Source organism: Rhizobium sp. SRDI969 (genome assembly GCF_025152725.1).
Lineage (GTDB): Bacteria > Pseudomonadota > Alphaproteobacteria > Rhizobiales > Rhizobiaceae > Rhizobium > Rhizobium leguminosarum_I.
Window position 1 is genome coordinate 3,782,183 of record NZ_CP104035.1, and the last position, 26,581, is coordinate 3,808,763.

Annotated in this window: 21 protein-coding genes and 1 pseudogene; 10 read left to right on the forward strand and 12 right to left on the reverse strand. The window is 60.9% G+C overall.

Annotated features, from left to right (window positions below; all coding sequences use genetic code 11):
• Nucleotides 1–160: 160 nt before the first annotated feature.
• Nucleotides 161–564: pseudogene (locus tag N2A41_RS18775) on the forward strand (DoxX family protein).
• Between the two features lie 70 nt (nt 565–634).
• Here N2A41_RS18775 and N2A41_RS18780 read toward each other — a convergent pair.
• The 5 genes from N2A41_RS18780 to N2A41_RS18800 all read right to left on the reverse strand — a co-directional run bounded on the left by N2A41_RS18780 (nt 635) and on the right by N2A41_RS18800 (nt 6,960).
• The gene (locus tag N2A41_RS18780; protein WP_170259862.1) at nt 635–1,822 is read right to left on the reverse strand and encodes a Gfo/Idh/MocA family protein; all 1,188 of its coding nucleotides are present in this window, start codon (nt 1,820–1,822) and stop codon (nt 635–637) included.
• Between the two features lie 194 nt (nt 1,823–2,016).
• Nucleotides 2,017–3,069: a sugar phosphate isomerase/epimerase family protein gene (locus N2A41_RS18785; RefSeq protein WP_260109451.1), complete on the reverse strand. Its 1,053-nt coding sequence runs from the start codon at nt 3,067–3,069 to the stop codon at nt 2,017–2,019.
• Nucleotides 3,070–3,319: 250 nt separating this feature from the next.
• Nucleotides 3,320–4,267 (reverse strand): substrate-binding domain-containing protein, encoded by a 948-nt coding sequence (locus tag N2A41_RS18790; protein WP_017967943.1) that lies wholly within the window; start codon nt 4,265–4,267, stop codon nt 3,320–3,322.
• Between the two features lie 84 nt (nt 4,268–4,351).
• The gene (locus tag N2A41_RS18795; RefSeq protein ID WP_162119369.1) at nt 4,352–5,356 is read right to left on the reverse strand and encodes an ABC transporter permease; all 1,005 of its coding nucleotides are present in this window, start codon (nt 5,354–5,356) and stop codon (nt 4,352–4,354) included.
• 77 nt (nt 5,357–5,433) lie between these two features.
• Nucleotides 5,434–6,960: a sugar ABC transporter ATP-binding protein gene (locus N2A41_RS18800; protein WP_170259864.1), complete on the reverse strand. Its 1,527-nt coding sequence runs from the start codon at nt 6,958–6,960 to the stop codon at nt 5,434–5,436.
• Between the two features lie 170 nt (nt 6,961–7,130).
• Between N2A41_RS18800 and N2A41_RS18805 the strand changes: the two genes are divergently transcribed.
• A complete protein-coding gene (locus N2A41_RS18805) occupies nt 7,131–8,162 on the forward strand; it encodes a LacI family DNA-binding transcriptional regulator (protein WP_260109452.1) in 1,032 nt (343 codons plus the stop codon).
• Nucleotides 8,163–8,232: 70 nt separating this feature from the next.
• Here N2A41_RS18805 and xylA read toward each other — a convergent pair whose 3' ends face one another.
• The 5 genes from xylA to N2A41_RS18830 all read right to left on the reverse strand — a co-directional run bounded on the left by xylA (nt 8,233) and on the right by N2A41_RS18830 (nt 15,410).
• The gene (xylA, locus tag N2A41_RS18810) at nt 8,233–9,543 is read right to left on the reverse strand and encodes a xylose isomerase (RefSeq protein WP_260109453.1); all 1,311 of its coding nucleotides are present in this window, start codon (nt 9,541–9,543) and stop codon (nt 8,233–8,235) included.
• A 216-nt stretch (nt 9,544–9,759) separates the two neighbouring features.
• Nucleotides 9,760–11,214 carry a xylulokinase gene (gene xylB / locus N2A41_RS18815; protein WP_260109454.1) on the reverse strand — a complete coding sequence of 485 codons (1,455 nt, stop codon included), beginning with the start codon at nt 11,212–11,214 and terminating at the stop codon, nt 9,760–9,762.
• 21 nt (nt 11,215–11,235) lie between these two features.
• On the reverse strand, nt 11,236–12,258 hold the full coding sequence (locus N2A41_RS18820; protein WP_032985740.1) for a LacI family DNA-binding transcriptional regulator: 1,023 nt from the start codon (nt 12,256–12,258) through the stop codon (nt 11,236–11,238).
• Between the two features lie 209 nt (nt 12,259–12,467).
• On the reverse strand, nt 12,468–14,066 hold the full coding sequence (locus tag N2A41_RS18825; protein WP_162119373.1) for a DHA2 family efflux MFS transporter permease subunit: 1,599 nt from the start codon (nt 14,064–14,066) through the stop codon (nt 12,468–12,470).
• A 129-nt stretch (nt 14,067–14,195) separates the two neighbouring features.
• Entirely contained in the window at nt 14,196–15,410 is a 1,215-nt protein-coding gene (locus N2A41_RS18830) for an HlyD family secretion protein (protein ID WP_260109455.1), read from the reverse strand.
• A 151-nt stretch (nt 15,411–15,561) separates the two neighbouring features.
• On the opposite strand from N2A41_RS18830, the gene N2A41_RS18835 reads away from it, so the two are divergent.
• From N2A41_RS18835 to lysS, 5 genes are all read left to right on the forward strand, one after another.
• Nucleotides 15,562–16,254 (forward strand): TetR/AcrR family transcriptional regulator, encoded by a 693-nt coding sequence (locus N2A41_RS18835; protein ID WP_170259867.1) that lies wholly within the window; start codon nt 15,562–15,564, stop codon nt 16,252–16,254.
• Nucleotides 16,255–16,347: 93 nt separating this feature from the next.
• Nucleotides 16,348–17,187 carry an AraC family transcriptional regulator gene (locus N2A41_RS18840; RefSeq protein WP_017967953.1) on the forward strand — a complete coding sequence of 280 codons (840 nt, stop codon included), beginning with the start codon at nt 16,348–16,350 and terminating at the stop codon, nt 17,185–17,187.
• A 215-nt stretch (nt 17,188–17,402) separates the two neighbouring features.
• Nucleotides 17,403–18,152: a TerC family protein gene (locus N2A41_RS18845; protein WP_017967954.1), complete on the forward strand. Its 750-nt coding sequence runs from the start codon at nt 17,403–17,405 to the stop codon at nt 18,150–18,152.
• Between the two features lie 246 nt (nt 18,153–18,398).
• Nucleotides 18,399–19,865: a glutamate--tRNA ligase gene (gltX, locus tag N2A41_RS18850; RefSeq protein WP_260109456.1), complete on the forward strand. Its 1,467-nt coding sequence runs from the start codon at nt 18,399–18,401 to the stop codon at nt 19,863–19,865.
• Between the two features lie 22 nt (nt 19,866–19,887).
• The gene (lysS, locus tag N2A41_RS18855; protein ID WP_170279884.1) at nt 19,888–21,384 is read left to right on the forward strand and encodes a lysine--tRNA ligase; all 1,497 of its coding nucleotides are present in this window, start codon (nt 19,888–19,890) and stop codon (nt 21,382–21,384) included.
• A gap of 267 nt (nt 21,385–21,651) precedes the next feature.
• Here the strand turns inward: lysS and N2A41_RS18860 are convergent, their stop codons facing one another.
• Complete coding sequence (locus N2A41_RS18860; RefSeq protein ID WP_260109457.1) at nt 21,652–22,404, reverse strand: SDR family NAD(P)-dependent oxidoreductase; 753 nt, start codon at nt 22,402–22,404, stop codon at nt 21,652–21,654.
• A 133-nt stretch (nt 22,405–22,537) separates the two neighbouring features.
• On the opposite strand from N2A41_RS18860, the gene N2A41_RS18865 reads away from it, so the two are divergent.
• Nucleotides 22,538–23,428, forward strand: a complete 891-nt coding sequence (locus tag N2A41_RS18865) for an AraC family transcriptional regulator (RefSeq protein WP_162119380.1) — start codon at nt 22,538–22,540, stop codon at nt 23,426–23,428.
• 12 nt (nt 23,429–23,440) lie between these two features.
• Here the strand turns inward: N2A41_RS18865 and N2A41_RS18870 are convergent, their stop codons facing one another.
• A complete protein-coding gene (locus N2A41_RS18870; protein WP_260109458.1) occupies nt 23,441–24,130 on the reverse strand; it encodes a hypothetical protein in 690 nt (229 codons plus the stop codon).
• A gap of 179 nt (nt 24,131–24,309) precedes the next feature.
• Between N2A41_RS18870 and N2A41_RS18875 the strand changes: the two genes are divergently transcribed.
• Both N2A41_RS18875 and N2A41_RS18880 read left to right on the forward strand, forming a co-directional pair.
• Nucleotides 24,310–25,218: a LysR family transcriptional regulator gene (locus N2A41_RS18875; protein ID WP_017967962.1), complete on the forward strand. Its 909-nt coding sequence runs from the start codon at nt 24,310–24,312 to the stop codon at nt 25,216–25,218.
• 119 nt (nt 25,219–25,337) lie between these two features.
• A complete protein-coding gene (locus N2A41_RS18880) occupies nt 25,338–26,498 on the forward strand; it encodes an ABC transporter substrate-binding protein (RefSeq protein ID WP_260111072.1) in 1,161 nt (386 codons plus the stop codon).
• Nucleotides 26,499–26,581 lie beyond the last annotated feature (83 nt).

Consider the following 26,581-nt stretch of genomic DNA (forward strand, 5'->3'; position numbering starts at 1 on the left):
AGAAAAACTGCAACGTTGCAGGAGGGAAGCCAGAACAGCTGCAACCGCCCTTCCTTTACCGCGCAGCCGACATCAAACGGCAATGTCAGCAGTCGTGACTTGGCCGTTGAGACCGAGATCCTTACACGGGAAATGGCATCACAAATGTGAAAGCAATCCAATGCTCTCTTCGGTCCATTCGCTGCAGCCTCATCTGCTGAGCCTGTTGCGCATCGTCTCGTCACTCGTGCTTTTCAGCTACGGAACACAGAAGATCCTGCATTTTCCGGCTGCGGCAAGCGTGCCGCCGGCGGGATCGCTCTCCTGGATTGCCGGACTGCTCGAACTCACCTTCGGCTTCCTGGTGCTCGTCGGATTCCAGACCCGTATCGCAGCCTTCGTGCTCTCGGGCCTGAGGCCTTCGCCTATTTCATCGGGCATGCATCGAAGGGCATCTACCCTGCGCAGAACGGCGGCGTCGCGGCGATCCTGTTCTGCTTCGTGTTTCTCTATCTGGTGGCGGCGGGAGCCGGACCGTTGAGCGTAGACAGCCTGCTCAAGCGCGGCCGCACTGCTACTGCCTGACCAAATAAGCAAATGCCGAGGCGGCTTGACCCCGCCTCGGCGCTTTCATGGCGCAATCCAGATCGGCAATTCAGACCTTGACCCAGGCGCCGTTCTTCTTGGAAGACGCGACGCAGGCTTCGACGAAAGCCACACCCTTCACGCCGTCATCGACTGTGGGATAGACCACTACCTTGTCGACGGCCTTACCCTTCTTGCGGGCGTTGATTGCATGCGCGGCTTCCGTATAGATCGTCGCAAAGGCTTCGAGATAACCTTCCGGATGCCCTGATGGCACGCGCGTGACACGGCCGGCAGCCGCGCCTGAACCGGCGCCGCCGCGAGTGATCAGCCGCTTCGGCTCGCCGAAAGGCGTGTACCACAAGTAGTTCGGGTCCTTCTGAGTCCATTCCAGCCCGCCCTTGGTGCCGTAGACACGCACCATCAGGCCGTTTTCATGGCCGGGCGCCACCTGGCTGCACCAGAGCATGCCCTTGGCCGGCTTCTCCGAGCCCTTCGCCTTGAAGCGCAGCATGACATGCGCATTATCGTCCAGCCGGCGGCCGGGAACGAAGCTATCGAGATCGGCGGCGAGGCTGTCGAGTTCCAGGCCCGATATGAAGGAGGCGAGATTATAGGCATGCGTGCCGATATCGCCGGTCGAGCCGCCGACGCCGGACTGCGCCGGATCGGTGCGCCATGCGGCCTGTTTCTGGCCGGTTTGCTCCACCGCTTCCGTCAGCCAGTCCTGCGGATATTCGGCCTGGACGACTCTTATATCGCCGAGTTCGCCATTCGCGATCATCTCGCGCGCCTGGCGGACCATCGGATAACCGGTGTAATTATGCGTCAGCACGAAGAGTGCGCCGCTCTCGTCGGCGATCTTCTTCAGCTTCTTCGCATCGGCAAGGTTTGACGTCAGCGGCTTGTCGCAGATGACATGGATGCCGCGCTTCAGGAATTCCTTGGCTGCATCGTAGTGCACATGGTTCGGCGTGACGATCGCCACCGCCTCGATACCGTTCTTCAGCTTCGCCTCGCGGATCGCCATCTCGCGATAGCTGGAATAGGTCCGCGACGGATCGAGGCCGAGGTCGCGGCCGGATGCGATCGCCTTATCAGGCGTCGACGACAGCGCGCCGGCGATGAGATCGTACTGATCGTCGATGCGTGCCGCGATACGGTGCACCGCGCCGATGAACGCGCCCGCGCCGCCGCCCACCATACCGAGCCGGATGCGCGGCTCGCGGGTCTGTTCGGATGATGCTTCGATTGCCATGATTCCTCCTGAAATTTAATTTGGTGCGGACGCGGCCCCTCATCCGGCTGCCGCCACCTTCTCCCCGCCAAAGGGGAGAAGGGATATGCCGCGATGTCTATGCCCATCTCTGCCGTCTGGTGTGGCAAGTCCCCTCTCCCCGCCAAACGGGGAGAGGGTTAGGGTGAGGGGCAGCATCACGGTACCCCTATGCGTTAGAGCCCCAGCATCCGCCGGTTCGCCGCTTGGTCCGTACCGCTGCCGGCGAAATCGTCGAACGCTTTCTCGGTGACGCGGATGATATGGGCGGCAACGAATTCGGCGCCTTCGCGGGCGCCATCCTCCGGATGCTTCAGCGCACATTCCCACTCGACCACGGCCCAGCCGTCGAAATTATTCGCTGTCATCTTCGAGAACACCGCGCCAAAATCGACCTGACCGTCACCGAGCGAGCGGAAGCGGCCGGCGCGTTCCACCCAGCCCTGATAGCCGCCATAAACGCCCTGGCGCCCGGTCGGATTGAACTCCGCATCCTTGACGTGGAACATCTTGATGCGGTCCTTGTAGATGTCGATATTGTCGAGATAATCGAGGCACTGCAGGACGTAGTGAGAGGGATCGTAGAGCATGTTGGCGCGCGGATGGTTCTTCACGCGCGCGAGGAACATCTCGAAGGTGATACCGTCATGCAGGTCTTCGCCCGGATGGATCTCGTAGCAGACGTCGACGCCGTTCTCATCCGCATGATTGAGGATCGGCGTCCAGCGGCGGGCGAGTTCGTCGAAGGCCGTCTCGACCAGACCGGCAGGGCGCTGCGGCCAGGGATAGATGAAGGGCCAGGCAAGCGCGCCGGAAAAGGTCGCATGCGCCTTGAGACCGAGGTTTTTGGATGCCGTCAGCGCCATCTTGACCTGCTCGACCGCCCATTCCTGACGCGCCTTCGGATTGCCCCGCACCTCGGGTGCCGCAAACCCGTCGAAGGCTTCGTCATAGGCCGGGTGAACGGCGACGAGCTGACCTTGCAGATGGGTAGAGAGTTCGGTGATCTCGATGCCGTTTTCGCGGGCCTTGCCGGCGAATTCGTCGCAATAATCCTTGGACGTGGCGGCCTTCTTGAGATCGATCAGCCGGCTGGCCCATGTCGGCACCTGGACGCCCTTATAACCGATGTCGGCCGCCCATTTGGTGATCGCGTCCCACGAGTTGAACGGCGCGGTATCGCCCGCGAACTGGCCAAGGAAAAGGCCGGGGCCCTTGATCGCCTTCATGTCAGATTCCTCCCTGAATATCGACCGTAAACGTTTCTGAAGTGTTGTAGCACGCTATTTAGCGGGAGCAAGGCGCCTCCTCGCCCTTGCGTCGAATTTGGCGCGAGGCCAAATGCGATATGGCTGCGAGCTAATCATGATGGGCTTTGACGGGCAAGAGGTACGTGCAGCATTTTCGGCTAGCCGCTGTAGTGGAAGCATATAAAATGCGCCCATCCTTTCGAATGGGCGCATATCTCCAGTCAATCGATCAGAACGGCGAATCCGGGAAATAGAAGTCCTTGGCATTCTCCTTAGTGACGAGCGTCGCATCGAGAATGTAGCTGCCATGAACCGGAACCTGATCGTAGAGGGCCGCAGCCGTCAGCTCCATTGCCGTGCCGACCATTGCCGGCGGATAGAGAACGTCGACCGGGATCAGCTTGTCGCCGTCCATGACCTTCTTGACCATGTCCTTGGAGCCGGCGCCGGCGACGACATACTTGATATCGGTGCGCTTGGCCTGCTCGATCGCCTGCAGAACGCCGACGGCCATGTCGTCGTCCTGGCACCAGACGACGTCGATCTTCTGGTACTTGGTCAGGTAGTCCTGCATGACCTTGAAGGCATCGTCGCGGTTCCAGTTGCCGTACTGGCGGTCGAGAACCTTGACGTTCGAGCCGGCAATGCCCTTGTCGAAGCCGTCCTGGCGCTGCTGGTCGATCGGGATCGGCAGACCGCGGATGACCACCACTTCGGCGTCCGGCGTGGTGTCCTTGATGTACTTGCCTGCGACTTCGCCGAGAGCCGGATTGTTGCCGGCGACATAGAGGTCGCGCACGGAATTATCGTTGTTGCTCGGCGCGCGGTCGACGAGGGCGACGAACTTGCCCTTGCCCTTGACTTCCTTGATGGCGTTGACGAGCGGATCCGGATCCGACGGCAGGATGACGAGGGCGTCGATGCCCTGCGTATCGAGATCCTGCACGGCGTTGGCCTGGCTTGCGGCGTCCGGCGAAGTTTTGACGATGACGTTGAGACCGGGATGTTCGGCCATCAGCAGCTTGGCGACGCGTTCGGCATGGAACACCACGCCCGACGTCCAGCCGTGGTCGGCGGCCGGAATGGAGACGCCGATCGTGAATTTCTTGTCCTGGGCGTGAGCGGCGCCGGCGAACGTCACCGCCGCAACCGCCAGGCCCAACATTAATTTACGCATGCTATTTCCTCCCATAACTTCAGGGACTTTTCCATATCGGGACCGGACGCCCTGTAAGCCCGATCAATTGCAAGCCCGGTCAACTCATGATTTGCGCACCAGCGAGCGCTGAACGAACATGGCGATAATGATGATCGCACCCTGGATGGCGCCGATCAGATACTCGCTGATGAAATTCGAAAGCAGCATGATGTTGCCGACCAGTTCGAGAATGAAGGCGCCGCAGATCGTGCCCCAGACCCTGCCCGCGCCGCCCTTGAGCGCCGTACCGCCGACGACGACGGCCGTGATCGCCTGCAGCTCCCACAGGATGCCCGTCGTCGCCGATGTCGACCCAAGCCTGGGAACATAGAGCAGCACGGCAATGGCAACGCACAGTCCCTGGATGACGAACGCGATCGTGCGCACGCGGTTGACCGCAATACCGGAATAGCGGGCAACGTCGCTGTTTGATCCCACAGCCACGACATGGCGCCCGTAGCGGGTGCGATAGAGGATGAAGGCCGCGACTGCCGTCACCGCCAGGATCACCACGATCGGCACTGGTATGCCGGCGACATTGCCGAAATAAGCAGGGCGATAGAGCGTCTGGATATCGGCGGAGCGAAGCGTGATCGCGCCGCCTTGCGACAGCCATGTCGTCAGGCCGCGATAGATGCCCATTGTGCCGAGCGTTGCGATGAACGGCTCGATCTTGCCGACGGTCGTGATCAGGCCGTTCGCCAGGCCGCACAGCGAACCGGCGACGATGGTGAAGACGACCGCGACCACGAGCATCAAAGCCGGGTTTGCGATGGCGCCCGAATTCATCAGCAGGATCATCAGGCTGGCGACGAAGGCCACCATCGAGCCGACCGACAGATCGAGATCCCCTGCTGATATTACGAAGGTCGCACCGACCGCGATGATGGCGATGAAGGCACTGCGCGTCGCGACATTGGCAAGGTTGGTGATGCCGATGAAATTGGGATTGACCAGGGCTCCGACGATCAGCAGCAGCGCCAGGGCGACGAAGGGCGCGACCGCACGCAGGTCGACATCCCGCCAGGATCGGCGCCGGATTTCCCTGGTCTCCTCGTTGACACTCATTTCCAAAACCAACCTCCCGTCCCATATTTTCTGGGAATCTTATCTATCGTTCTGATCAGGCAAAGCCCTGCTAGCCCTCAGGCGGCCGCCTTCCTCTTGAGCCCGGCGGCGTATCGCATGATCTCCTGTTCGGAAATCTCGTCTCCTTCGAGCACGCCGACGATACGCCCTTCGCGCATCACCGCCACTCTGGTGCAGAGGCCGATGACCTCCGGCATCTCCGACGACACGACGATGATCGACCGGCCGTCCCGGGCGAGCGCCGAGATGAAATGATAGATCTGCTGCTTGGTGCCGACATCGATGCCGCGCGTCGGCTCGTCGATGATGATGATATCAGGATCGGTCTCCATGACCTTGGCGAGCAGCAGCTTCTGCTGGTTTCCCCCCGACATCCGGCCGGCGACGATATTGCCGTCGCGAACCCTGATATCGAAACGACGCTTGGCCTTTGCCATCGCGGCCGCCTCGCTGCCCGGGCTGAGATAGCCGTGACGCGCGTGCCTGCCGAGCGATTGCAATGTCAGATTGGTGACCATGCCGGAGCGCAGCAAGAGGCCCTTCGACTTGCGGTCCTTGGTCATGTAGGCGAGCCCGCAGCGATTGGCGGCATGCACGTCGCCGGAGGGAACCGTTTCCCCCTTGATGACCACCTCGCCCTCGAGACGGGTTCGCAACCCGGCGATCGCTTCCATCAGCTCGGTGCGGCCGGAGCCGATCATGCCTGAGAAACCGATGATCTCACCCTTGCGCACCTCGAAGCTCGCATCATTCACATAACCCGTCGACACCGAGGCGACGCTGAGGACGACCTCCTCGTCGACATCGGGCTCGACCTTAGCGGGATAGAGGCTGGAGAGTTCGCGGCCGACCATCAGCTGCGCGATCGATTCCCCGTCCAGAATGGACGTCGGCGAAGTCTTGATCCATTGGCCGTCGCGCAGCACCGTGACGCGGTCGGTCAATTCCATCACCTCGTCGAGTTTGTGGGACACGAAGACGAAGCTGGTACCCTGGTCGCGAAGCTTGCGAACCTGCTTGAACAGCATATTGGTCTCTTCTCGCGACAGCACCGCGGTCGGCTCGTCCATGAACACCACCCGCGCGTCGCGGCTGATCGCTTTGGCGATTTCGACCATTTGCTTGTCGGCGATGGAAAGCGTGCTGACCAGCGCGTTCTCATCGACATGCGAACCGAGCACGTCGAGAACCTTGCGTGTCTCCGACCGCATATATTTGCGGTCGAGCATGCCGAAGCGCGTGACTTCGCGCCCGAGAAAGAGGCTCTCCGTCACGGTCAGATGTTCGGCGAGGTTGAATTCCTGGTGAATGATGACGATGCCGAGCGCCTCGGCGGCGCCATTAGGCGGCAGCACGACGGGCTTGCCGTCGAGCAGGATTTCACCGGAACTCGGCTGCTCGAAACCGGACAAAACCTTGACGAGCGTGGATTTGCCGGCGCCATTTTCACCCATAAGGGCATGGATTTCGCCGGCGCGGAGATCGAAGTTCACGCTGAAGAGGACCTGCACTCCACTGAAGGATTTGCATATGCGCCTGGCGGACAGCACCACAGGTGCGGTGTCGGCAGCTTCCACAGTCATCTGACCCTCCCAAAGCGGCATCCCATCCGCTCTGAAGCCTTATGTAAACCTTTACATAGATCGTGTAAAGGTTTACATCGTTGATTTACACAGATCAGTTGAAGCCTGCCTTTGACCTCTCGACAAGTCTGTGTAGTGTCGCGGCGAAGACAGCCCCAAGGCAGAGCCAAGTGTCGAATTCCACGCCCGCAACCATCGAAGACGTCGCCCGGATCGCCGAGGTCTCTATCGCGACGGTTTCCCGGGCAATCCACATGCCGGAGAAGGTCGCCAACTCCACCCGCCTAAAGGTCAACCAGGCGATCGCCATCACCGGCTATACGACCAATGCCATGGCGCGTAGCCTGAGGCTCGGCCGCTCCAACATGATCCTCGTCGTGGCGCCCGATATCGGCGATCCGAATTTCTCCAACATTCTCGTCGGCCTGGAGAACGAAGCGCGCGCGCATGGCTACGGCATCCTGATCGGCCACACCCAGAACGATGCCCAGCGCGGCCTGGAATATTTGAAATTCTTCAATTCCAACCAAGCGGCCGGATTGATTCTCTTCACCGGCATCCTGCCCTTTGGTCATCAGACCATGACCGCGCGGCTGCCGCCGAGCGTCGGCGTTTTCGAGCCCGTCTTCAACGGCGGCATTCCCTATGTCGGCGTCGACGATACCGAGGGTGCTCGCAAAGCGGTGGACCTGCTGCTGGCCGAAGGGCATCGCAAGATCGCTTTCATCGGCGATTCGCGCACTCGGCTTGCCTACACCAGACGGCGCATGGGTTACGATGCCGGCCTCGACGCCGCCGGCATCCCACCCGACACCAGGATCGTGCTCGAAGGTGACGGCACGATCGAAAGCGGGCGGCATGCGGTCGAACAGCTTTTCATGCGCGACACGCTTCCGACCGCCTTCATGTGCGTCAACGACCAGACGGCAATCGGCGTCATGGTCGGCCTCCGCGCGCGAGGCTACGACATTCCACGGGATTTCTCGGTGACCGGTTTCGACGACGTGCCGCAGGCCGTCTTCATATCCCCACCGTTGACCACCATCCGCCAGCCGAGAACGGCAATCGGCAAGCAGGCAATGGCGCTGCTGCTGGAACTTCTGTCCGATGGCCGGCCGACCGAAACGGAAATCCTGCTGAGGCCGGATCTGGTGGTTCGGAACTCCGTCTCGGCGCCGTCGCGCAACTGGTTGAAACGGTAAGCCCATATAGGCTGAAAGCTTCCGGCCGGAGAGGGTTGCGCCGGCGGCCGATGACCCCCGGCGCGCTTTATCAGACGTAGCGGTTGACGACGTTCTCGAGCAATTCCTGCTTGCCCGACCTTGGCTGCGGGTTGACGTCGTGGCTCTCGACATAGTGGGTGATCTCATCCAGCGAATACTCGCCGCGGAAGAGCTTCTGCGCCTCGGCGGATTCCCAGCCGGCATAACGATCGGCGAGCGGCTGCGACAGAGCCTTGTCCTCGATCATCTTGGCAGCGGCCTTCAGGCCGCGGGCGCAGCAATCCATGCCGCCGATATGGCCGATCAGCAGATCCGCCGGGTCGAGAGACTGACGGCGAAGCTTCGAGTCGAAGTTGGTGCCGCCGGTCTTGAAGCCGCCGCCTACCAGAACATGGTAATAGGCGAGCGCCATTTCGGGAACATTGTTCGGGAACTGGTCTGTATCCCAGCCGGACTGGTAGTCGTTGCGGTTCATGTCGATCGAGCCGAAGATACCGAGCGCATTGGCAAGCGCCAGTTCGTGCTCGAAGGAATGGCCGGCAAGGATCGCGTGGCCCTGCTCGATATTGAGCTTCACCTCGTTTTCAAGGCCGTGCTTCTTGAGGAAGCCATAGACGGTCGCGACATCATAGTCGTACTGGTGCTTGGTCGGCTCCTGCGGCTTCGGCTCGATCAGGATTGTGCCCTTGTAGCCGATCTTGTGCTTGTATTCGACGACGAGGTTGAGGAAGCGTCCGAGCTGGTCGAGCTCGCGGCCGATATCGGTGTTGAGCAGCGTCTCGTAACCTTCGCGCCCGCCCCAGAGCACGTAGTTTTCTCCGCCGAGCTTCTGCGTGGCATCGATGCAGGTCTTGACCGTCGCGGCTGCGAAAGCGAAGACGTCGGGATCCGGATTGGTCGCAGCGCCCGACATATAGCGACGGTGGGAGAAGAGGTTCGCCGTGCCCCAGAGCAGCTTGGTGCCGGTTGCCGCCTGCTTCTCGGCGAAATAATCGACGATTTCGTTGAGGTTTTTGGTGTTCTCGGCGAAATTCTTGCCTTCGGGACGTACGTCGGCGTCATGGAAGCAGTAATAGGGCGAGCCGAGCAGCGAAAAGAATTCGAAGGCGACGTCGGCCTTGAGCTTGGCGGCCGTCATCGAGTCCTCGAACCAGGGACGCAGGAAGGTCTGGCCGCCGAACGGGTCGCCGCCTGGCCACGTGAAGGTATGCCAATAGGCCACTGCAAAGCGCAGATGGTCTTTCATGCGTTTGCCCATGACGATCTCGTCCGGCTGGTAATAGCGGAAGGCCAGCGGATTGGTGCTGTCCGGGCCTTCGTATTTTACTTTCTGGATATCGCCGAAAAATCCGGTGCTCATGTTGGTTCTCCTTGGGTTCGTAATTCAGTCTTATCGTTCGTGCCGTGCAGCCCCCTCATCCGACCCTTCGGGCCACCTTCTCCCCCAGGGGAGAAGGGGAATGAGGCGCCGCTGCGAACCTCTTCTCCCCTCGGGGGTCCGAAGGACGGGTTGAGACCCGTGGCTCGACCCCGGTCGGTGCCGGCAGGCGGATGAGGGGGCCGCCGGCTCCAGTTCTCAGTGCGCCAGCGATTTGATCGCCGGATAAAGCGCGCGGTAGCGCTTGTAAGCATCCTCATAAGCGCCGCTCAGTGCGGACACCGGCTCGATCGTTCCGGCTGTTATTGGCGGCGTGCAGACGGCAATGGGATCCGCCCCTGTTGCCGCAATCAGGCCCAGACGGGCGGCGCCGAAGGCCGCACCGAAATCGCCGTCGGCCGGGAGGTCGACCGGAACGCCGAGGGCGGTCGCGATCGACGCCAGCCAGTAACGCGAGCGCGAACCGCCGCCGATTGCCGTGACCCGGGATATGCCGGTGCCGGCCGAGCGCAACGCTTCGAGATTGTCGCGGATGGCGAAGGCGACGCCTTCGAGTACCGCCTGGGTGAGAACGACACGGCTGCTTTCATGTTCGAGGCCGATGAAGGCGCCGCGGATGACGGCATCATTGTGCGGCGTGCGCTCGCCGGAGAGATAGGGCAGGAAGGTAACGCCGGTGGGAGCCTTCAGGGTCTCGCCGACTTCGCCGGTGAGATCGGCGGCCGACTTGCCGGTGACACCGGAATGCCAGTTGAGCGCATCGGTGGCCGACAGGATGACACCCATCTGGTGCCAGGTGTTCGGCAACGCGTGGCAGAAGGCATGCACGGCACTTTCCGGCTTCGGAAGATAGGAAGCGTTGGCGGCAAAAAGCACGCCCGAGGTGCCGAGCGAGACGAAGGCTGCACCATCGCTGACCGTGCCCATGCCGCAGGCAGAGGCCGCATTGTCGCCTGCGCCACCGGCCACGACGACATCGCCTGATATGCCCCATTGCGCCGCCAGTTCGGACCGCAGCTTGCCGGCCTGCTCGGTGCCTTCGACAAGCGCCGGCATCTGCTCCTTAGAAAGCTTGGTGGTGGCGAGCAGTTCGGACGACCAGGCGCGTTTGCCGGCGTCGAGCCAGGAAGTGCCGGCCGAATCCGACATTTCCGAGATATATTCGCCGGTCAGCCAAAGACGCAGATAGTCCTTCGGCAAGAGCACCTTGGCGATCTTGACGAAAACATCGGGCTCATGCTTTTCGACCCAGGCGAGCTTCGGCGCCGTGAAACCGGGAAAGACGATGTTGCCCGTGAGCGCGCGAAAGCGCGGATCGGCATCGAGTGCCGCGGCCTCGACGTAGCTGCGCGTGTCGTTCCAGAGGATGCAGGGGCGCAGGACCTTGTCGGTGGCATCGATGAGCGTCGCGCCGTGCATCTGTCCGGAAAGCCCGATGCCCTTGACCGCGGCAAGCTCCTTCGGATGCTTCGCCTTGAGGCCGGCGACCGCCTCTTCCGTGGCGCGCACCCAGTGGGCCGGCTCCTGCTCCGACCAACCGGAATGCGCACGCGACACGTCGAGCGAACCATTGGCCGAGCCGACGATCTTCTGATCGCCGTCGATCAGCATCGCCTTGACGCCGGAGGTTCCGAGATCGAGACCCAGGTACATGTGGCATTTCTCCCTTTGCCGTTACGGCAGATTGTCTTTCAGGAATATGTCGAGGCGGATGCGCTCCTGCGCTTCGATGACGGCAAGCCCGTCCGCCTTGGCTTTCAGCACGCGGATGGCGCTCCGCACCTCATGGCCGGCGTCCTGGTTGAGGATCGCATCGATCGTATTGTCGATCAGTGCCGCGCGCGTATGGGCAGTCAGTTCGTGGGCAATGACAGTCAGTACGCGGTCGACGGCCTTCTCCTTCAACGCCCGGATCAGGCCGCGATTGCCGGCGCCGAGGCTGTAGACGCCGATGATGCCGGCATTCCCGAGCGCGTCGGCGACGAGCCTATGGGCGACCTCCGGGTCGTCGCGGCCTTCGAGAACCGGCAGGATCGCAAGATCGGGAAATTCCTCGGCCATGACAGCGGTGAAGCCCTCCAGCCGCTCGCGATGGTCACGCACCAGCATGGAGCCGGCGAGCACGGCGATTTCGCCCTTTCGCGGCCCGAGGAATCGCCCGAGCAGGCGGGCGGCAGTGCGGCCGGCTGCGATATTGTCGACACCAGCATAGTGATGGCGTAGCGACCCCGTGAGATCGGAAACCAGGGTGACGACGGGAAAGCGCTCGCGAACCAACCTGTCGACGGCGGCGCGTACTTCGGGCGCATCGGTCGCAACCAGCGCAATGCCGCATGGCTTTTCCCGGGAAAGCCCTTCAAGCACGGAGACCAGGGCGGCGGGATCGAAGGCCGGCACCTCGATGGTGCGGATATCGGTGCGTTCGGCCGACGAGCGGACGATCGCCTGGCGGATCTCGGCATTGAGCCCGTGCATGAAGGAATTGTCGCTGGCCGGAAGGATGAAGACCAAGGGATAGGTGCGCCCCTTGGCAAGATTGGCGGCGGCGACGTCTCTGATATAACCGAGCTCGCGGATCGCGGTCTCGACCTTTTCCCGCGTGACGTGGCGCACACCGGGGCGCTGGTTGAGGACCCGGTCGACAGTCGCGAGACTGACACCGGCGGCAGCAGCGATATCGTGAACGGTTGGCCTCATCATTCCTCCTGACGAGACCATTAGCGCCAATTTTGATGTACGTAAATCAAAAAATCGAGCGACCCGATTCCCGCTTCGTTTTCCCGGCATTGCCTACCCGAGTCGCACCGATCCAGCCGACGATCATCCGCCTGATGACACAGCGGCCGGAGAACAGCAACAAAAAGGCCCTCCGAAGAGGGCCTTTTCAAGGGGCGGCTGGCCGGAGGTCAGTGGCCGCCACCGCCTCCCCCGCCTTGCGGCGCGGGTTTCTTGATCATGGCGACACCGAGGATCATGGCAAGGAAGAGTGCGGTCAGGATCAGGAACACGTCGCTGAAGGAAAGGATGATCGCCTGCTTGGTGGCAAGCCCGACCATCTGCTTGATCGCCACAGAGGCGCCGTCCATGCCGTAAGTGTTGAACTTGGCGGCCATGTTGTTCATCTGGTCGATCGCCGCCGGATTGCCCCAGTCCATATTCTCCCGCAGCCGCTCGTAATGCACGTCCTGGCGGCTGGTGAGCACGGTGTTGATGACGGCAAGGCCGACAGCGCCGCCGAGGTTTCTGGTCAAATTGAAAAGGCCGGACGCGCCGCGAATGCGCGAGGGCGGCATTGTGCCGAGCGCGATATTGTTGATCGGCACCATGCACATCATCAGTCCGAAACCGCGCAAGATCTGCGGAATGAACAGCTCGTAGAAATCCCAATCCGCGGTCAGATGCATCATGATGAAAGTGCCGGCGGCGAAACTGACGAAGCCGATCGCCATCATCAGGCGCAGGTCCATCTTGGTCGACAATCGTCCAGCGATCGGCGCGGTGAAGAACATCGCCAGCCCGGAGACGAACATCGTCTCGCCGATCATCAGTGAATCATAGCCACGGATGCGCCCGAGATAGACCGGATAGATATAGGTGAGGCCATAGAGACCGATGCCCATGACGAAAGAAAACACCGAACCGAACGAGAAATTCCGATTCGCGAAAGCCTTCAGGTCGACGACGGGGAAATCCACCGTAAAGGCGCGGTAGAAGAAGACGATGGCTGCAACGCTGGAGGCAATCGCTGCGATGGTGATGGAACTGTCGTTGAACCAATCGTTCGAATTGCCCTCTTCGAGCACATATTCCAGCGCGCCGAGGAACACCCCCATCGAAATCAGCCCCCACCAGTCGAATTTCTTGAAGAGCGACAGTTCCGGTTTGTCGAAATCGATGAAGTTCCAGGTGACGATCGTGACGATGATGCCGGGAACGATGTTGACGAGGAACAGCCAATGCCAGGAGAAGGCGTGGCTGAGATAACCGCCGACCGTCGGGCCGATGGTCGGTGCCAGCGTCGCGATCAGGCCGATGATCGGCGAGACGATGCTGCGCTTCGAAGGCGGGAAGATGGTAAAGGCAGCCGCGAAAACCGACGGGATCATGCCGCCGCCGATGAAGCCCTGGATGACGCGGTAGACGATCATCTGGTCGATATTCGTCGCCGTCGCCGCAAGCGCGCTCGCCATGGTGAAGCCGGCGGCCGAGATCGCGAAGAGATAACGCGTCGAGATAATGCGCGCCAACGTGCCGGAAAGCGGGATCATGATTACTTCGGCGATCAGATAAGCCGTCTGCACCCAGCCGACCTCGTCGCTGCCTGCCGAAAGGCCGGCCTGGATTTCGGCAAGAGAGGCCGAGACGATCTGGATGTCGAGGATCGACATGAACATGCCGAGCACCATCGCGAAGAAGGCGATGAGCTTCTTCGGATCCATGCGCTCGTCGGCATGGGCAGGCGCTGCTGGAATCGTTCCCGCTGTTGCTGCCGCGCTCCCGGCCATCAGATCACCTCCGCCTTTTCCGGAGCAATTCCGTTTTTTTTCGAGTCACGGAATTGCTCTATCTCTTTGTTTTCACGCAATTCCGGACGCAAAACCGCTGCACACTTTTGCTGGAATTGCTCTGAAGGCTTACTTGCTCGGCGCCGTACGGGTGTCGACGTCGACGACGACGCTCAGGCCCGCGCGCAGACGCCCGCTGTCGAGCGCATCCTGCGGCAGCGCGATGCGCACTGGTACCCGCTGGATCACCTTGGTGAAATTGCCCGTGGCGTTTTCCGGCGGCAGCATCGAAAAGACCGACCCGGAAGCCGGCGAGATCGATGCGACGGTGCCGACGATCGGATGATCGCTATAGGCATCGACATGGACGTTGACCTTCGAGCCCGGCACCAGATGCTGGATCTGCGTTTCCTTGAAATTGGCATCGATATAGAGCTGGCGCACCGGAACGAGCGCCATCAGGCGCTGGCCGGGAGAGACGAGGTCGCCTTCCTGGACGGAGCGGTTGCCGACAATGCCGTCATAAGGCGCCTTGAGCACTGTGAAAGAAAGGTCGCGGACGGCCTTGTCGCGCGAGATCTCAAGCGAACGGACCGAGCCTTCGGCTTCCTTGCGCTGGGCCTGGAGAATGGTGATGTTGGCCTGCGCAGCGGTGATGTTGGCGTCGCCGCCGGCAAGATTGGCCTTGGCCTGGTCGAGGGCGATATTGGCGTTGTCGAGATCGGCGGCGGTCCCGACCGACTTCGCATGAAGGTCGCTCTGGCGCTTCTGGGTGATCTCGGCACCGCGAACGGCCGCTTCGAGTGCCACCTTCTGCGCCTGCGCCTGCACGAGGCTCGCATTCGCGCCTTCGATCTGCGCGTCGATACGCTGTAGCGAAAGCTGTTCGGTGACGATCTGGGCCTGCGCCAAGTCGAGGGCGTTCTGATAGTCGCCATTATCAAGCGTGGCAAGCACGTCGCCCGCTTTGACTTCCTGGTTGGCGACGACGTTCACCTTCGCGACGTAGCCCGTGACCTTCGGCGAAATCGTTGCGATATCGCCTTCGATATAGGCGTCGTCGGTCGACACCATGAAGCGGCCGTTCGTCCACCATTCGTAACCATACCAGCCGCCGCCTGCGAGAAGGGCGAGCACGACGATCGGTAGCACCGGGCTACGGCGCTTCTTCGCAGTTGCGGGTGCGGCGACCGAAGCCGGCGCCAACTGCGCGGGGGCAGACGGCACTTCGCGAGCTTCCGCCACTGGAGCTTCTGCAACGGCAGCGACCTCGGACTTTAGCTCTTCGGTCTCGGCGTTTTCGCTGACGATCCGCGCGACATTGCCCTTCTGGTTGCTCGACATGGCCACTTTACCGATCTTGGAGTAAATAATCGAACTGAACGGTTCGGTTCAGTTGACTTAAACCTGTTTTATCGTCATATCAAGATGTATAGAACCAATCGGTTCGATTTCTTTAAAGAAAATGCGAAACCGTCAACACGGTTAAGAGGACATGACGCTGAAACCCGACCACGCCGCCGTATTCAGTCCTCCCGCTGCCGGAGGCCGATTTGCCGCAGGCGAAGATCCGGCCAAGCGCCAGCAGATCCTCGCCGGCGCCAAGCGTGTCTTCATGAAGATGGGTTTCGACGCCGCCAGCATGAACGACGTGACGCGCGAGGCCGGAGTCTCGAAGGGAACGCTCTACGTCTATTTCACCAACAAGGAAGAACTGTTTTCGGCGATGATCGAGACCGAGCGCGCCGCCTTCGTGGCGGCCGTGCGCACGGCGCTTGCCGAACATGACGATCCCGAGGCCGGCCTGTACGAATTTGGGATAAGCTTCGTCACTCATATGACCGATGAAAAGGTCATCAGCGCGATGCGCACCGTTCTCGGCGTTCGCGACCGTATGCCGGTGCTCTGTCAACGCTTCTTCAGGGGCCCGGAAAACCTGCGCACCATCATGCGCGACTTCCTGAAACGGCACATCGCCGAAGGCGCACTCGAGATCGACGACATCGATCTTGCCGCCGGCCAGTTCCTCGATCTCGCCAGCGGCAGTTTCTTCAAACTCCGCCTGTTCGGAAGCATGGAAGAGCCGCCGCCGCGCGACGAAATCGAGCGCGTTATCCGCGGCGCGATCCGGGTCTTCATGGCCGCCTACGGCGCGCCCCGGCACCAGGCCGCCCGACCGCACTCTTGACCGTCGCGCTTCATCGGCCGAAATCCCGCAACAGCGATCAAATCCGGCTGCCGGCCTTCCTCTAAGAAAGAAGCTGCAATCAGGAGAATGAGGATGACCGCCGTTGGACGGGCGATCTGGTTCATCGAGAGCCATTTCGAAAGCGATATATCGCTGGAAGAGATATCGGAAGCAGCCGGATTGTCGCGCTACCATCTGTCGCGCGTCTTCGGGCTCGTCACCGGCCACTCGATCAGCAGCTATATAAGAGGGCGCCGCCTCAGCCGCGCCGTGCCCACACTGGTCGGCGGTTCATCCACCATTCTCGAGGTTGCGCTTTGTGCGGGCTACGGCTCGCACGAGGCTTTCACCCGTGCCTTCCGCGACCAGTTCGGCATGACGCCGGATGCGGTGCGCAGACAGGGGCACGCTCGTAACCTTGTCTTGCTGGAGCCGATCAGAATGGACCCCGCCCACCTCAGCGACCTCGAACCGCCCCGCTTCGAAACCCTCCAGCCGATGCTGTTTGCCGGCTTGCAGGAGACCTACCCCTATGGCGGCAATGCCGCCATCCCCTCTCTTTGGCAGAAATTCAATGCCCATTTCGGACATATCTCCGGCCAGAAAGGCAATGTCGCCTACGGCATCTGTACCCATATCGACGGCGAAGTGGAGAAATTCCGCTATATGGCTGCGGTCGAAATTTCCGATGCCGGCGATCTGCCGGCGGATTTTGCAACGCTCAAGCTACCGGGCCAGCGCTACGTCGTCTTTGCTCATCGCGGCCATGTCTCCGGCATTCCGGCGACGATGAACCGGATTTTTGGCGCATGGTGGCCGACCTCAGGCCTGGAGCACGGCGAGACACCCGACATGTTCGAACGCTACGACGAGCGCTTCGACCCCTATACCGGCATGGGCGTCACCGAAATCTGGTTGCCGATCACAGCATGATGCCGAAAAGTGCGAGCGGTTTTCGGACGTCATGCTCTAACTCTTTAATTTAGAACAGGATTCAAATTTAAGGCCGACCCGGCCTTAAATCATCCTGTTGTAGGGAATAAAAGTCACATCGGTTTCGTATACCCCTTGCGGCGCTTGCCTGGCAGGCCGGCAACATTACATTGCGAGCGTCATTCACGTATGTGACGCGAAGGGGATATACGCTGATGCAGGAAATCATGACGCTCATTCAGGATCCGGCCGCCTGGGTGGCGCTCATCACGCTGGTGGTGATGGAAGTCGTTCTCGGGATCGACAACCTGATCTTCATTTCCATTCTCACCAACAAACTGCCGCCTGAGCACCGGGAGAAGGCGCGCAAGACCGGCATCGGTCTTGCGCTCGTCATGCGCCTCGCCCTGCTCGGCACCGTCGCCTGGATCGTGCAACTGACCGAACCGCTGTTTGAAGCCTTCGGCCACGGCTTCTCCTGGAAGGATCTGATCCTGATTGCCGGTGGTCTGTTCCTCGTCTGGAAGGCCACCAAGGAAATCCATCACACCGTCGATCCGATCGATCATCAGGAGGATTTCATCGCGAAATCCGTCACGACAGGCTTTGCATCGGCCATCGGCCAGATCCTGTTGCTCGACCTCGTCTTCTCCGTCGACAGCATCATCACCGCCGTCGGCATGACGCCGCATCTGCCGATCATGGTGGTCGCCGTCGTCGCCGCCGTCACCGTCATGCTTGTTGCCGCGACCCCGCTTGCCAACTTCATCGAGAGGAACCCGACGATTGTCATGCTGGCGCTCGCCTTCCTGCTGATGATCGGCACGACGCTGATCGCCGAAGGCATGGGCTTCCATGTGCCGAAGGGCTACGTTTACGCCGCCATGGCCTTCTCGGCGCTGGTCGAGGTGCTGAACATGTTCGCGCGCAACGCCCGCAAACGTAAACGCGACGCCGCGCATTGAGGCTGGGCAGGAGGGCGCGGCGGAACCGGCGCGCCCTCACACACCGCCATCAAGGCCTTTGCAGGCATGGTTTTTCTTGACGCGACCGGTTGAATATGGCCTAAGGCCAGCCGAACGGACGATCGGCGGATGGTGCGGGCGCATGCCCTTTTCCGGCCGGTTTGCCGATGAAGATATCTGCATCCTTCCGGCCGCACGTCGCTTTCCCCATGAAAGCCGTCCGGTACTTATTGACGGGCACACACAATGACAGTTTCCGGGACAGCTACCGGCGTCCGCGTCCGCATCGCTCCCTCGCCGACAGGCGAGCCGCATGTCGGCACCGCTTACATCGCTCTTTTCAACTACCTTTTCGCCAAGAAGCACGGTGGCGAGTTCATCCTTCGCATCGAGGATACCGATGCGACGCGCTCGACCCCGGAATTCGAAACGAAGGTGTTGGACGCACTGAAATGGTGCGGGCTGGAATGGAAGGAAGGCCCTGATATCGGCGGCCCCTACGGCCCATATCGCCAATCCGACCGCAAGGAAATGTACCATCCTTACGGGCAAGAATTGCTGGACAAGGGCCATGCCTTCCGCTGTTTCTGCACGCCCGCGCGGCTGGAGCAGATGCGCGAAACTCAGCGCGCCGCCGGCAAGCCGCCGAAGTATGATGGTCTCTGCCTCAACCTCACGGCCGAGGAAGTCACCTCGCGCATGGCCGCCGGCGAGACGACCGTCATCCGCATGAAGATCCCGGCCGAAGGCTCCTGCGACTTCACGGACGGCGTCTACGGCGACGTCAGCATCCCCTGGGATTCCGTCGACATGCAAGTGCTCGTCAAGGCTGATGGCATGCCGACTTATCACATGGCCAACGTCATCGACGACCATCTGATGAAGATCACCCATGTGGCGCGCGGCGAGGAATGGCTGGCTTCGGTGCCGAAGCACATCCTGCTCTATCGCTATTTCGGCTGGGACGAGCCGGTCTTCATGCATCTGTCGCTGATGCGCAACTCCGACAAGTCGAAGCTGTCGAAGCGCAAGAACCCGACCTCGATTTCCTATTACTCCGCGCTCGGCTATATCCCGGAAGCGCTGATGAACTTCCTCGGTCTGTTCTTCATCCAGATCGCCGAAGGCGAAGAGCTGCTTGATATCAACGAGCTCTCCGAGAAGTTCGATCCGGAAAACCTCTCCAAGGCCGGTGCGATCTTCGACATTCAGAAGCTCGATTGGCTGAATGGCCGCTGGATCCGCGAGAAGCTCTCAGAAGAGGAATTCCAAGCACGTGTACTGACCTGGGCGATGGAAAACGACCGCCTGAAGGAAGGTCTGCGCCTGTCGCAGACGCGCATTTCCAAGTTCGGCGAGTTGCCCGATCTCGCCGGTTTCCTGCTGAAATCCGATCTTGGCCTGCAGCCTTCCGACTTCGCCAAGATCAAGTCACCGCCGGAAGAGATTCTGGAGATCCTCAACACCGTTCAGCCGGATCTCGAAAAGATCCTGGAATGGAAGGTCGAGACGATCGAGGCGGAGCTGCGCGCGATCGCCGACCGTATGGGCAAGAAGCTGAAGGTCGTGGTCTCGCCGCTCTTCGTCGCCGTATCCGGCTCGTCGCGTTCCCTGCCGCTCTTCGATTCCATGGCGATCCTTGGCCGGTCCGTCGTGCGTCAGCGCCTGAAGCTCGCCTCGCAGGCGGTCGCCGCCCTCGTCGGCTCGAAGTAAGAACAGTCAGAGGATTTCGACAGTGGCTGACAACAAGACCGAAAACACCCTTTCCTCCGACGCCACGGAAGTGCGCGCCCAGAAGCTGAAGCTGCTGCGCGAGCAGATCGGCGAGGTCTATCCGGCGCATTTCCACCGCACGATGACCAATGCCGAGCTGATCGCGAAATACGAGAACCTGGAACCTGACGTCGAGACGCAGGATGTCGTCACCGTCGCCGGCCGCGTATACTCGTCGCGCAACTCCGGCATGTTCATGGACATCCACGATGCCGGCGGCAAGATCCAGATTTTCAGTCACAAGGACACGACCCCGGAAGAAGCCCGCGCCCTGCTGCCGATGATCGACATCGGCGACATCATCGGCGTCACCGGTATCGTGCGCCGCACCAAGCGGGGCGAGCTGACGATCAACGCGCAGACGATCACCATGCTAACGAAGTCGCTCTTACCGATGCCCGAGAAGTGGCACGGTCTCTCCGACATCGAACTGCGTTATCGCAAGCGCCATCTCGACATCATGACCAACGAGGATTCGAAGCTCCGCTTCCAGCAGCGCTCGAAGATCCTGTCCGGCATCCGCCGCTTCATGGAAAATGACGGCTTCATGGAAGTCGAGACGCCGATGCTGCATTCGGTCTATGGCGGCGCCACCGCCGAGCCGTTCAAGACCCATCACAACACGCTGAAACTCGACATGTACCTGCGCATCGCGCCGGAACTGTTCCTCAAGCGCACGCTGGTCTCGGGGCTGACCGACAAGGTCTTCGAGATCAACCGCAACTTCCGCAACGAAGGCGTTTCCACCCGGCACAATCCCGAATTCACCATGATGGAGTGTTACTGGGCCTATGCCGATTACGAGGACATCATGGACCTCGTCGAGCGGCTGTTCGAGAATTTAGCGCTCTCCATTCACGGTGCGACGGAATTCCCCTTCGGCGACAAGACCATGTCCTTCAAGGGTCCGTTCAAGCGCGTTCCGATGCCGGATGCCGTCAAGGAAGCGACCGGCATCGACTTCCTCGCCATCAAGACCGATGAAGAGGCGCGCGCCGCCGCCAAGGCTGCCGGCTTTGCGGTCGAGAAGGATTGGACCTGGGGCGAATGCCTCGCCTTCATCTTCGAGGAAAAGGTCGAATCCACGCTGATCCAGCCGTCGCATGTCACGCATTTCCCGAAGGACATATCGCCCTTCGCCAAGGAAGTGCCGGGCGAGCCGCGCCTGGTCGAGCGATTCGAGACCTATTGCAACGCCTGGGAACTCGGCAACGCCTTCTCGGAGCTGAACGATCCCGAGGAGCAGCGCCGCCGCATGGTCGAGCAGCTCGAACTGGCGCATGCCCGCGGCGAAAAGGAAAAGCAGCTGGACGAGGAATTCCTCGACGCCATCGACCAGGGCATGCCGCCAGCAGGTGGCCTCGGCATTGGCGTCGACCGTCTCATCATGCTTCTGACCAATGCGCCGTCTATCCGCGACGTCATTCTCTTCCCGGCCCGCCGCAACAAAGCCGACTGAGAACCACATTTTTTAACTGAAAAAACGGAGCGCCCGAAAGGACGCTCCGTTTTGTTTTAGGCAGGCTAGAGCAATTTCAGCAAAAGTGCGCAGCGGTCTTGCGTCCGGAATTGCGTGAACACAAAGAGATAGAGCACTTCCGTGATTCGAAGAAAAACGGAAGTGCTCTAGCGAAAACTCAGCCGACGGACGAAGACACAGTGGATTGGTCGATGACGGAGTGACCTTATTTCGTTGGCTTGTGAATGACCGCGTTCGTCGTCACACTTAGATCATGTAGCCGCCGGCGACTTCGATTGTCTGCGCATTGATCCATGCACTGTCGTCGGACGCGAGCATGGCGATGACGCGGCCGACATCCTCGGCTTCGCCGATACGGCCGAGAGCCGTCTGTGAGGCAAGCAACGCGGCGAACTCCGGGTTCTTGTCCAGCGCAGCGTCGGCAAGATTGGTGCGGATGGGACCGGGCGAGATAGCATTGGCGCGGATCCTGCGATTGCCGAACTCCTTCGCCTGATAGCGGGTCAACGTTTCAAGTCCGGACTTGAGGGCTGCATAGGGCGCGACACCAGCTGTTGCGACGCGAACCGAAGCGCTCGTTACATTGAGGATCACGCCGCCGTCGACCATCAGCGGCAGCAAGGCCTGCGTCAGGAAGAACGGCCCTTTCAGGTGGACATTCATCAGAGCGTCGAAGTGGCCTGTCGTCACCGTCTCCATGAGATTGAACATGCCGAAACCGGCATTGTTGACGAGGCAGTCAAACGTATTCCGGCCCCAATAAGTGGAAAGCAGCCGTTTCACCTCCGTCACGAAGGCCGGAAAGCTGTCGGCATCACCGACATCGAGGGCAAGCGCAACGGCTTGACTACCTTCTGTCTTGATCTCGGCGATGACGTCATCCGCACCTGGCTTGTGGCTGTTGTAGGTGAGGATGACACCCATGCCGCGCCTTGCGCATTCCTGCGCTGCCGATTGACCAATGCCACGGCTGCCGCCGGTAATGATTGCGATTTTCATCTCTGTCTCCTTTTGCTTCGATGGCCGGAAGCTATGGGAAACAGCCGGCCTGCACTCCGCCGGAAACTGCCTCGTTCTTGCCTATTCCTGCTTTTGCCTTGCGTCCCACCATTTGCTGGTCCAGGATTTCGCCATGCAAACGATGCTCGAAGAGATGCGCCGCCTGACGGCCCATGCTGAAAACCGCCCGACGGAAACCGGCATCCCCGGCATCCTGATGGTCAAGGGGGAGATCCCCGAACACAAGCTCGGCGCCGTTTATGAGCCGATGGTCAACCTGATCCTTGATGGCAGCAAGACGCTGACGATCGCCGGGCAGGACTATTATTACGATCCAGCGAGCTACTTCGTGATATCGATCGATGTGCCGGCGACGGGCATGGTGCAACAGGCAGGTCCCGACCGGCCCTATATCGGCGTCAGCCTATCGCTCGATCCGGCAAGGGTCGCAGCGCTTCTTCTGGATCTTCCGCCGCAATCCTATCAGGAGGGACAAACCGGCGGCTATTCCGTCTGTCGCATGACGCCGGAACTTCTGGGTGCCTGGCTGAGGATGCTGCAGCTCATGGAGCGCCCACAGGATGTCCCTGCCCTTGCCCCGGCCTACGAACGCGAAATCCTCTATCGCGTGCTGCAGGGACCGCAGGGCTGGATGCTGCGCGATATCGCAGCACCTGATAGCGCCCTGTCGCGGATACGGCTCGCCATCCGCTGGGTTCGCGAACACTATTCGGAAGCGGTCGAGGTCGAAAAACTCGCCGCCCTCACCGCCATGAGCGTCTCGGCCTTTCATCGCCATTTCAAAGCTGTGACGGCGATGAGCCCGATCCAGTTCCAAAAGCGCATCCGCCTGTTGCAGGCCCGCCAGCTTCTGATTTCCCAATCCGGAAATGCATCCTCCGTCGCCTATTCCGTGGGCTACGAAAGCGCTTCCCAATTCACCAGGGAATATGCACGCTTCTTTGGCCAGCCGCCGGCGCGCGACGCCTCGCTGATAAGAGAAAATATCAGGCCTGCCGCCTGATGCTTTTTGGGTCTAGTGCCCGCTCTTGGCTGGCGGCGCCTCTTCGGCAGCGGCTTTTGCTGGAGTGGCTGCATCCTTGGGCGCTACGCCGTGCCCGCCGGCTGCCTTGCCCTCACCCTTTGTGGAAGCAACCGCGACCGGGTCGACGCAATCCTCGGGATCCTTGAAAGCGGCGCTGATCATGGCGATCTCGTCAAACGGCATCTCTATCCGCTCGCCAAAGAACAGTCCGTTTTCGCTGGCCTTGCCGTCATAGTAGCGCGCTGTATAGGACTTGTCGTCGAGGCCGGGAACGGTCTTGTCGGGATGCGGGATATAGACGACATCGGCGCCGATCGCGCGGCCGCGAATGTCGGCACGCAACGTCGGGCCGTTGTCGTCGAGCACCACCACCTGGACCAGATCCGGCTTCTGCGCGGCATAAACGGCTTGGGCGACCCGAAGCGCGGTCTTGACGCGGGTCATCCCATCGGTCGGTTCGGTCTTGATGTATTTGCGTACCCAGACGTGGTCCTGCTTCCGGATCGTCACCAGGTTGACGTCGCTGCATTCGAGCCCGTAGCTACCACCAGCTGCACCGATCAGCCTGTCCTTGCCGACATAGACCGCCGCACCGCCGGACACGCCCATGAGAAGAGCGACTCCACCGATGATGATTGCCAATTTCCGGGAAGGCCGGAAGATGCGCAGTAAGGCCTTCACGCCAACTGCTCCGCCATCTGAAACTCCAACGCAGGACAAGTGCTAAGAACGCTAAGGAAATGACGTTTCCGAAAGTTTAAGTGGGCATGCGAAGCCTGACCCATTTTGGGAAAACACCAAAAAAGGTCCGCTTTTTCCGGCCGCTTGCCACGGCCTGTTCCGCCATGCTCTAAACGCCCATGGCCTTCACGCTTCGCCAGGTTCAATATTTCGTCGCCGTCGCCGAACAGGGTTCGGTGACGCGAGCCGCGCAGAATCTTTCGATCTCGCAATCCTCGGTGACGGAAGCACTGAAGGAGCTCGAAACCGACCTCGGCGTCGAGCTCTTCGAGCGCCATCCGCGCGGCCTGACGATCACCCATAACGGCCACCAATTCCTGCGTCACGCGACGAAGATCCTGGCCTCTGTCTCCGATGCTCGGACCAGCTTTTCCGGCCAGCAAAGCGCTCTTTCCGGCACGCTGAACATCGGCGTTACCTCGCTTGTCGCCGGCTACGTGCTCTCCGACCTGCTGGCGCGATACCGCCGCGCCTGCCCGGGCATCGAGGTCAGCGCCATCGAGGACAATGGCGGTTATCTCGAACATCTGCTGGTCGGCGGCGAATTGGATGTCGCCGTCATGGTGATATCAAACCTGCGCGACCGCATGGCGCTGCAGGCGGAAATCCTCGAGACCTCGCCCTATCGACTATGGCTGCCGATGGGCCACCCACTGGTGTCGGCCGACATCATCTCGGTCGCCGATATCGCCCGCGAACCGCTGATCATGCTGACGGTCGACGAAATCGAGGAGAACACCGGCAAGCTGCTCTCAGCCCTCGGCGCCCGCCCGCATGTCGCCTTCCGCACCCGCTCGGTGGAAGCGGTGCGAAGCCTGGTTGCGACAGGCGCCGGCGTAGCCCTGCTTCCCGATCTCGTTTACCGACCATGGTCGCTGGAAGGCGACCGCATCGAAAGCCGCGATGTCTCGGGCTCGCTGCCGGTCGTTCAGGTCGGCATGGTCTGGCGCAAGGGTTCCAGCCTGCCGCAGGCAGCACGCGATTTTGTCGGCATCGCCGAAAGCATGCGCTCTGGCCGCGTCCGCTGATATCGGAATTTCCGATATCGCCTTTCTGATAAATGAATTTGCGAAAGCGAACTTTTCACGTCACCTTTTCAAGCGGGAACAAAGCGCCACAGAAGTGGCACCAAACCGGGAGACGGATGATGACGAATCTCTTGAAATCCTGCACGGCAGCCATCGCCTGCTTGAGTTTCGCCACGCAGGTGATCGCCGCAGAACCGCTCAAGTCACTCGGCAAGGGCGAAGGTGCGGTCAGCATCGTGGCCTGGGCCGGCTATATCGAGCGCGGCGAAACCGATAAGAATTACGACTGGGTCACCGATTTCGAAAAGGAGACCGGCTGCAAGGTCTCCGTCAAGACCGCCGCCACCTCCGATGAAATGGTATCGCTGATGAACGAGGGTGGCTTCGATCTCGTCACCGCATCGGGCGACGCCTCGCTCCGCCTCATCGCCGGCAAACGTGTCCAGCCGATCAACACCGATCTGATCCCGAGCTTCAAGACCGTCGACGAGCGCCTGCAGAACGGCCCGTGGTACACGGTCGGCGGCGTGCATTACGGCGTGCCCTATCTCTGGGGGCCGAACGTGCTGATGTACAATACCGACGCCTTCAAGGACAAGGCGCCGACGAGCTGGAATGTCGTCTTCGAAGAGCAGACGCTGCCCGACGGCAAGTCGAATAAGGGCCGCGTCCAGGCCTATGACGGTGCGATCTACATCGCCGACGCCGCGATGTATCTGATGGCCCATAAGCCGGATCTCGGCATCAAGGACCCCTATGAGCTGAACGAGGACCAGTACAAGGCCGCCCTCGACCTCTTGCGCGGGCAGCGCAAGCTCGTCTCGCGCTACTGGCACGACGCGATGATCCAGATCGACGATTTCAAGAACGAAGGCGTCGTCGCTTCCGGCTCCTGGCCCTTCCAGGTGAACCTGCTGCAGGCCGACAAGCAGAAGATCGCCTCCACCTTCCCGGATGAAGGCGTGACCGGCTGGGCCGATACCACCATGCTGCACGCCGACAGCGAGCATCCGAACTGCGCCTATATGTGGATGGAACATTCGCTGAAGGCCAAGGTCCAGGGCGACGCCGCCGCCTGGTTCGGCGCCGTTCCCTCCGTTCCCGCCGCCTGCAAGGGCAACGAACTGATGGGCGATGCCGGCTGCGCCACCAACGGCTTCGATCACTTCGACAAGATCAAGTTCTGGAAGACCCCGGTCGCCAAATGCGCCACCCAGAGCGAATGCGTGCCGTACCATCGTTGGGTGTCGGATTATATCGGCGTGATCGGCGGGCGGTAATTTACGTCCTCACCGAGATGACCGTTGTAGCGTGAGACCCCTTCCCAACCCCTCCCCACAAGCGGGAGGGGCTCCGAGTGGCA

Coding starts and splice junctions, on each gene's coding strand:
- N2A41_RS18780 (WP_170259862.1), bottom strand. CDS start 1,822: ATGGCAATCGAAGCATCATCCGAACAGACCCGCGAGCCGCGCATCCGG.
- N2A41_RS18785 (WP_260109451.1), bottom strand. CDS start 3,069: ATGAAGGCGATCAAGGGCCCCGGCCTTTTCCTTGGCCAGTTCGCGGGC.
- N2A41_RS18875 (WP_017967962.1), top strand. CDS start 24,310: ATGGCCTTCACGCTTCGCCAGGTTCAATATTTCGTCGCCGTCGCCGAA.
- N2A41_RS18825 (WP_162119373.1), bottom strand. CDS start 14,066: ATGGCCGGGAGCGCGGCAGCAACAGCGGGAACGATTCCAGCAGCGCCT.
- N2A41_RS18880 (WP_260111072.1), top strand. CDS start 25,338: ATGACGAATCTCTTGAAATCCTGCACGGCAGCCATCGCCTGCTTGAGT.
- N2A41_RS18790 (WP_017967943.1), bottom strand. CDS start 4,267: ATGCGTAAATTAATGTTGGGCCTGGCGGTTGCGGCGGTGACGTTCGCC.
- N2A41_RS18795 (WP_162119369.1), bottom strand. CDS start 5,356: ATGAGTGTCAACGAGGAGACCAGGGAAATCCGGCGCCGATCCTGGCGG.
- gltX (WP_260109456.1), top strand. CDS start 18,399: ATGACAGTTTCCGGGACAGCTACCGGCGTCCGCGTCCGCATCGCTCCC.
- N2A41_RS18800 (WP_170259864.1), bottom strand. CDS start 6,960: ATGACTGTGGAAGCTGCCGACACCGCACCTGTGGTGCTGTCCGCCAGG.
- xylA (WP_260109453.1), bottom strand. CDS start 9,543: ATGAGCACCGGATTTTTCGGCGATATCCAGAAAGTAAAATACGAAGGC.
- N2A41_RS18835 (WP_170259867.1), top strand. CDS start 15,562: ATGACGCTGAAACCCGACCACGCCGCCGTATTCAGTCCTCCCGCTGCC.
- N2A41_RS18845 (WP_017967954.1), top strand. CDS start 17,403: ATGCAGGAAATCATGACGCTCATTCAGGATCCGGCCGCCTGGGTGGCG.
- N2A41_RS18840 (WP_017967953.1), top strand. CDS start 16,348: ATGACCGCCGTTGGACGGGCGATCTGGTTCATCGAGAGCCATTTCGAA.
- N2A41_RS18860 (WP_260109457.1), bottom strand. CDS start 22,404: ATGAAAATCGCAATCATTACCGGCGGCAGCCGTGGCATTGGTCAATCG.
- N2A41_RS18865 (WP_162119380.1), top strand. CDS start 22,538: ATGCAAACGATGCTCGAAGAGATGCGCCGCCTGACGGCCCATGCTGAA.
- xylB (WP_260109454.1), bottom strand. CDS start 11,214: ATGTACCTGGGTCTCGATCTCGGAACCTCCGGCGTCAAGGCGATGCTG.
- N2A41_RS18820 (WP_032985740.1), bottom strand. CDS start 12,258: ATGAGGCCAACCGTTCACGATATCGCTGCTGCCGCCGGTGTCAGTCTC.
- N2A41_RS18830 (WP_260109455.1), bottom strand. CDS start 15,410: ATGTCGAGCAACCAGAAGGGCAATGTCGCGCGGATCGTCAGCGAAAAC.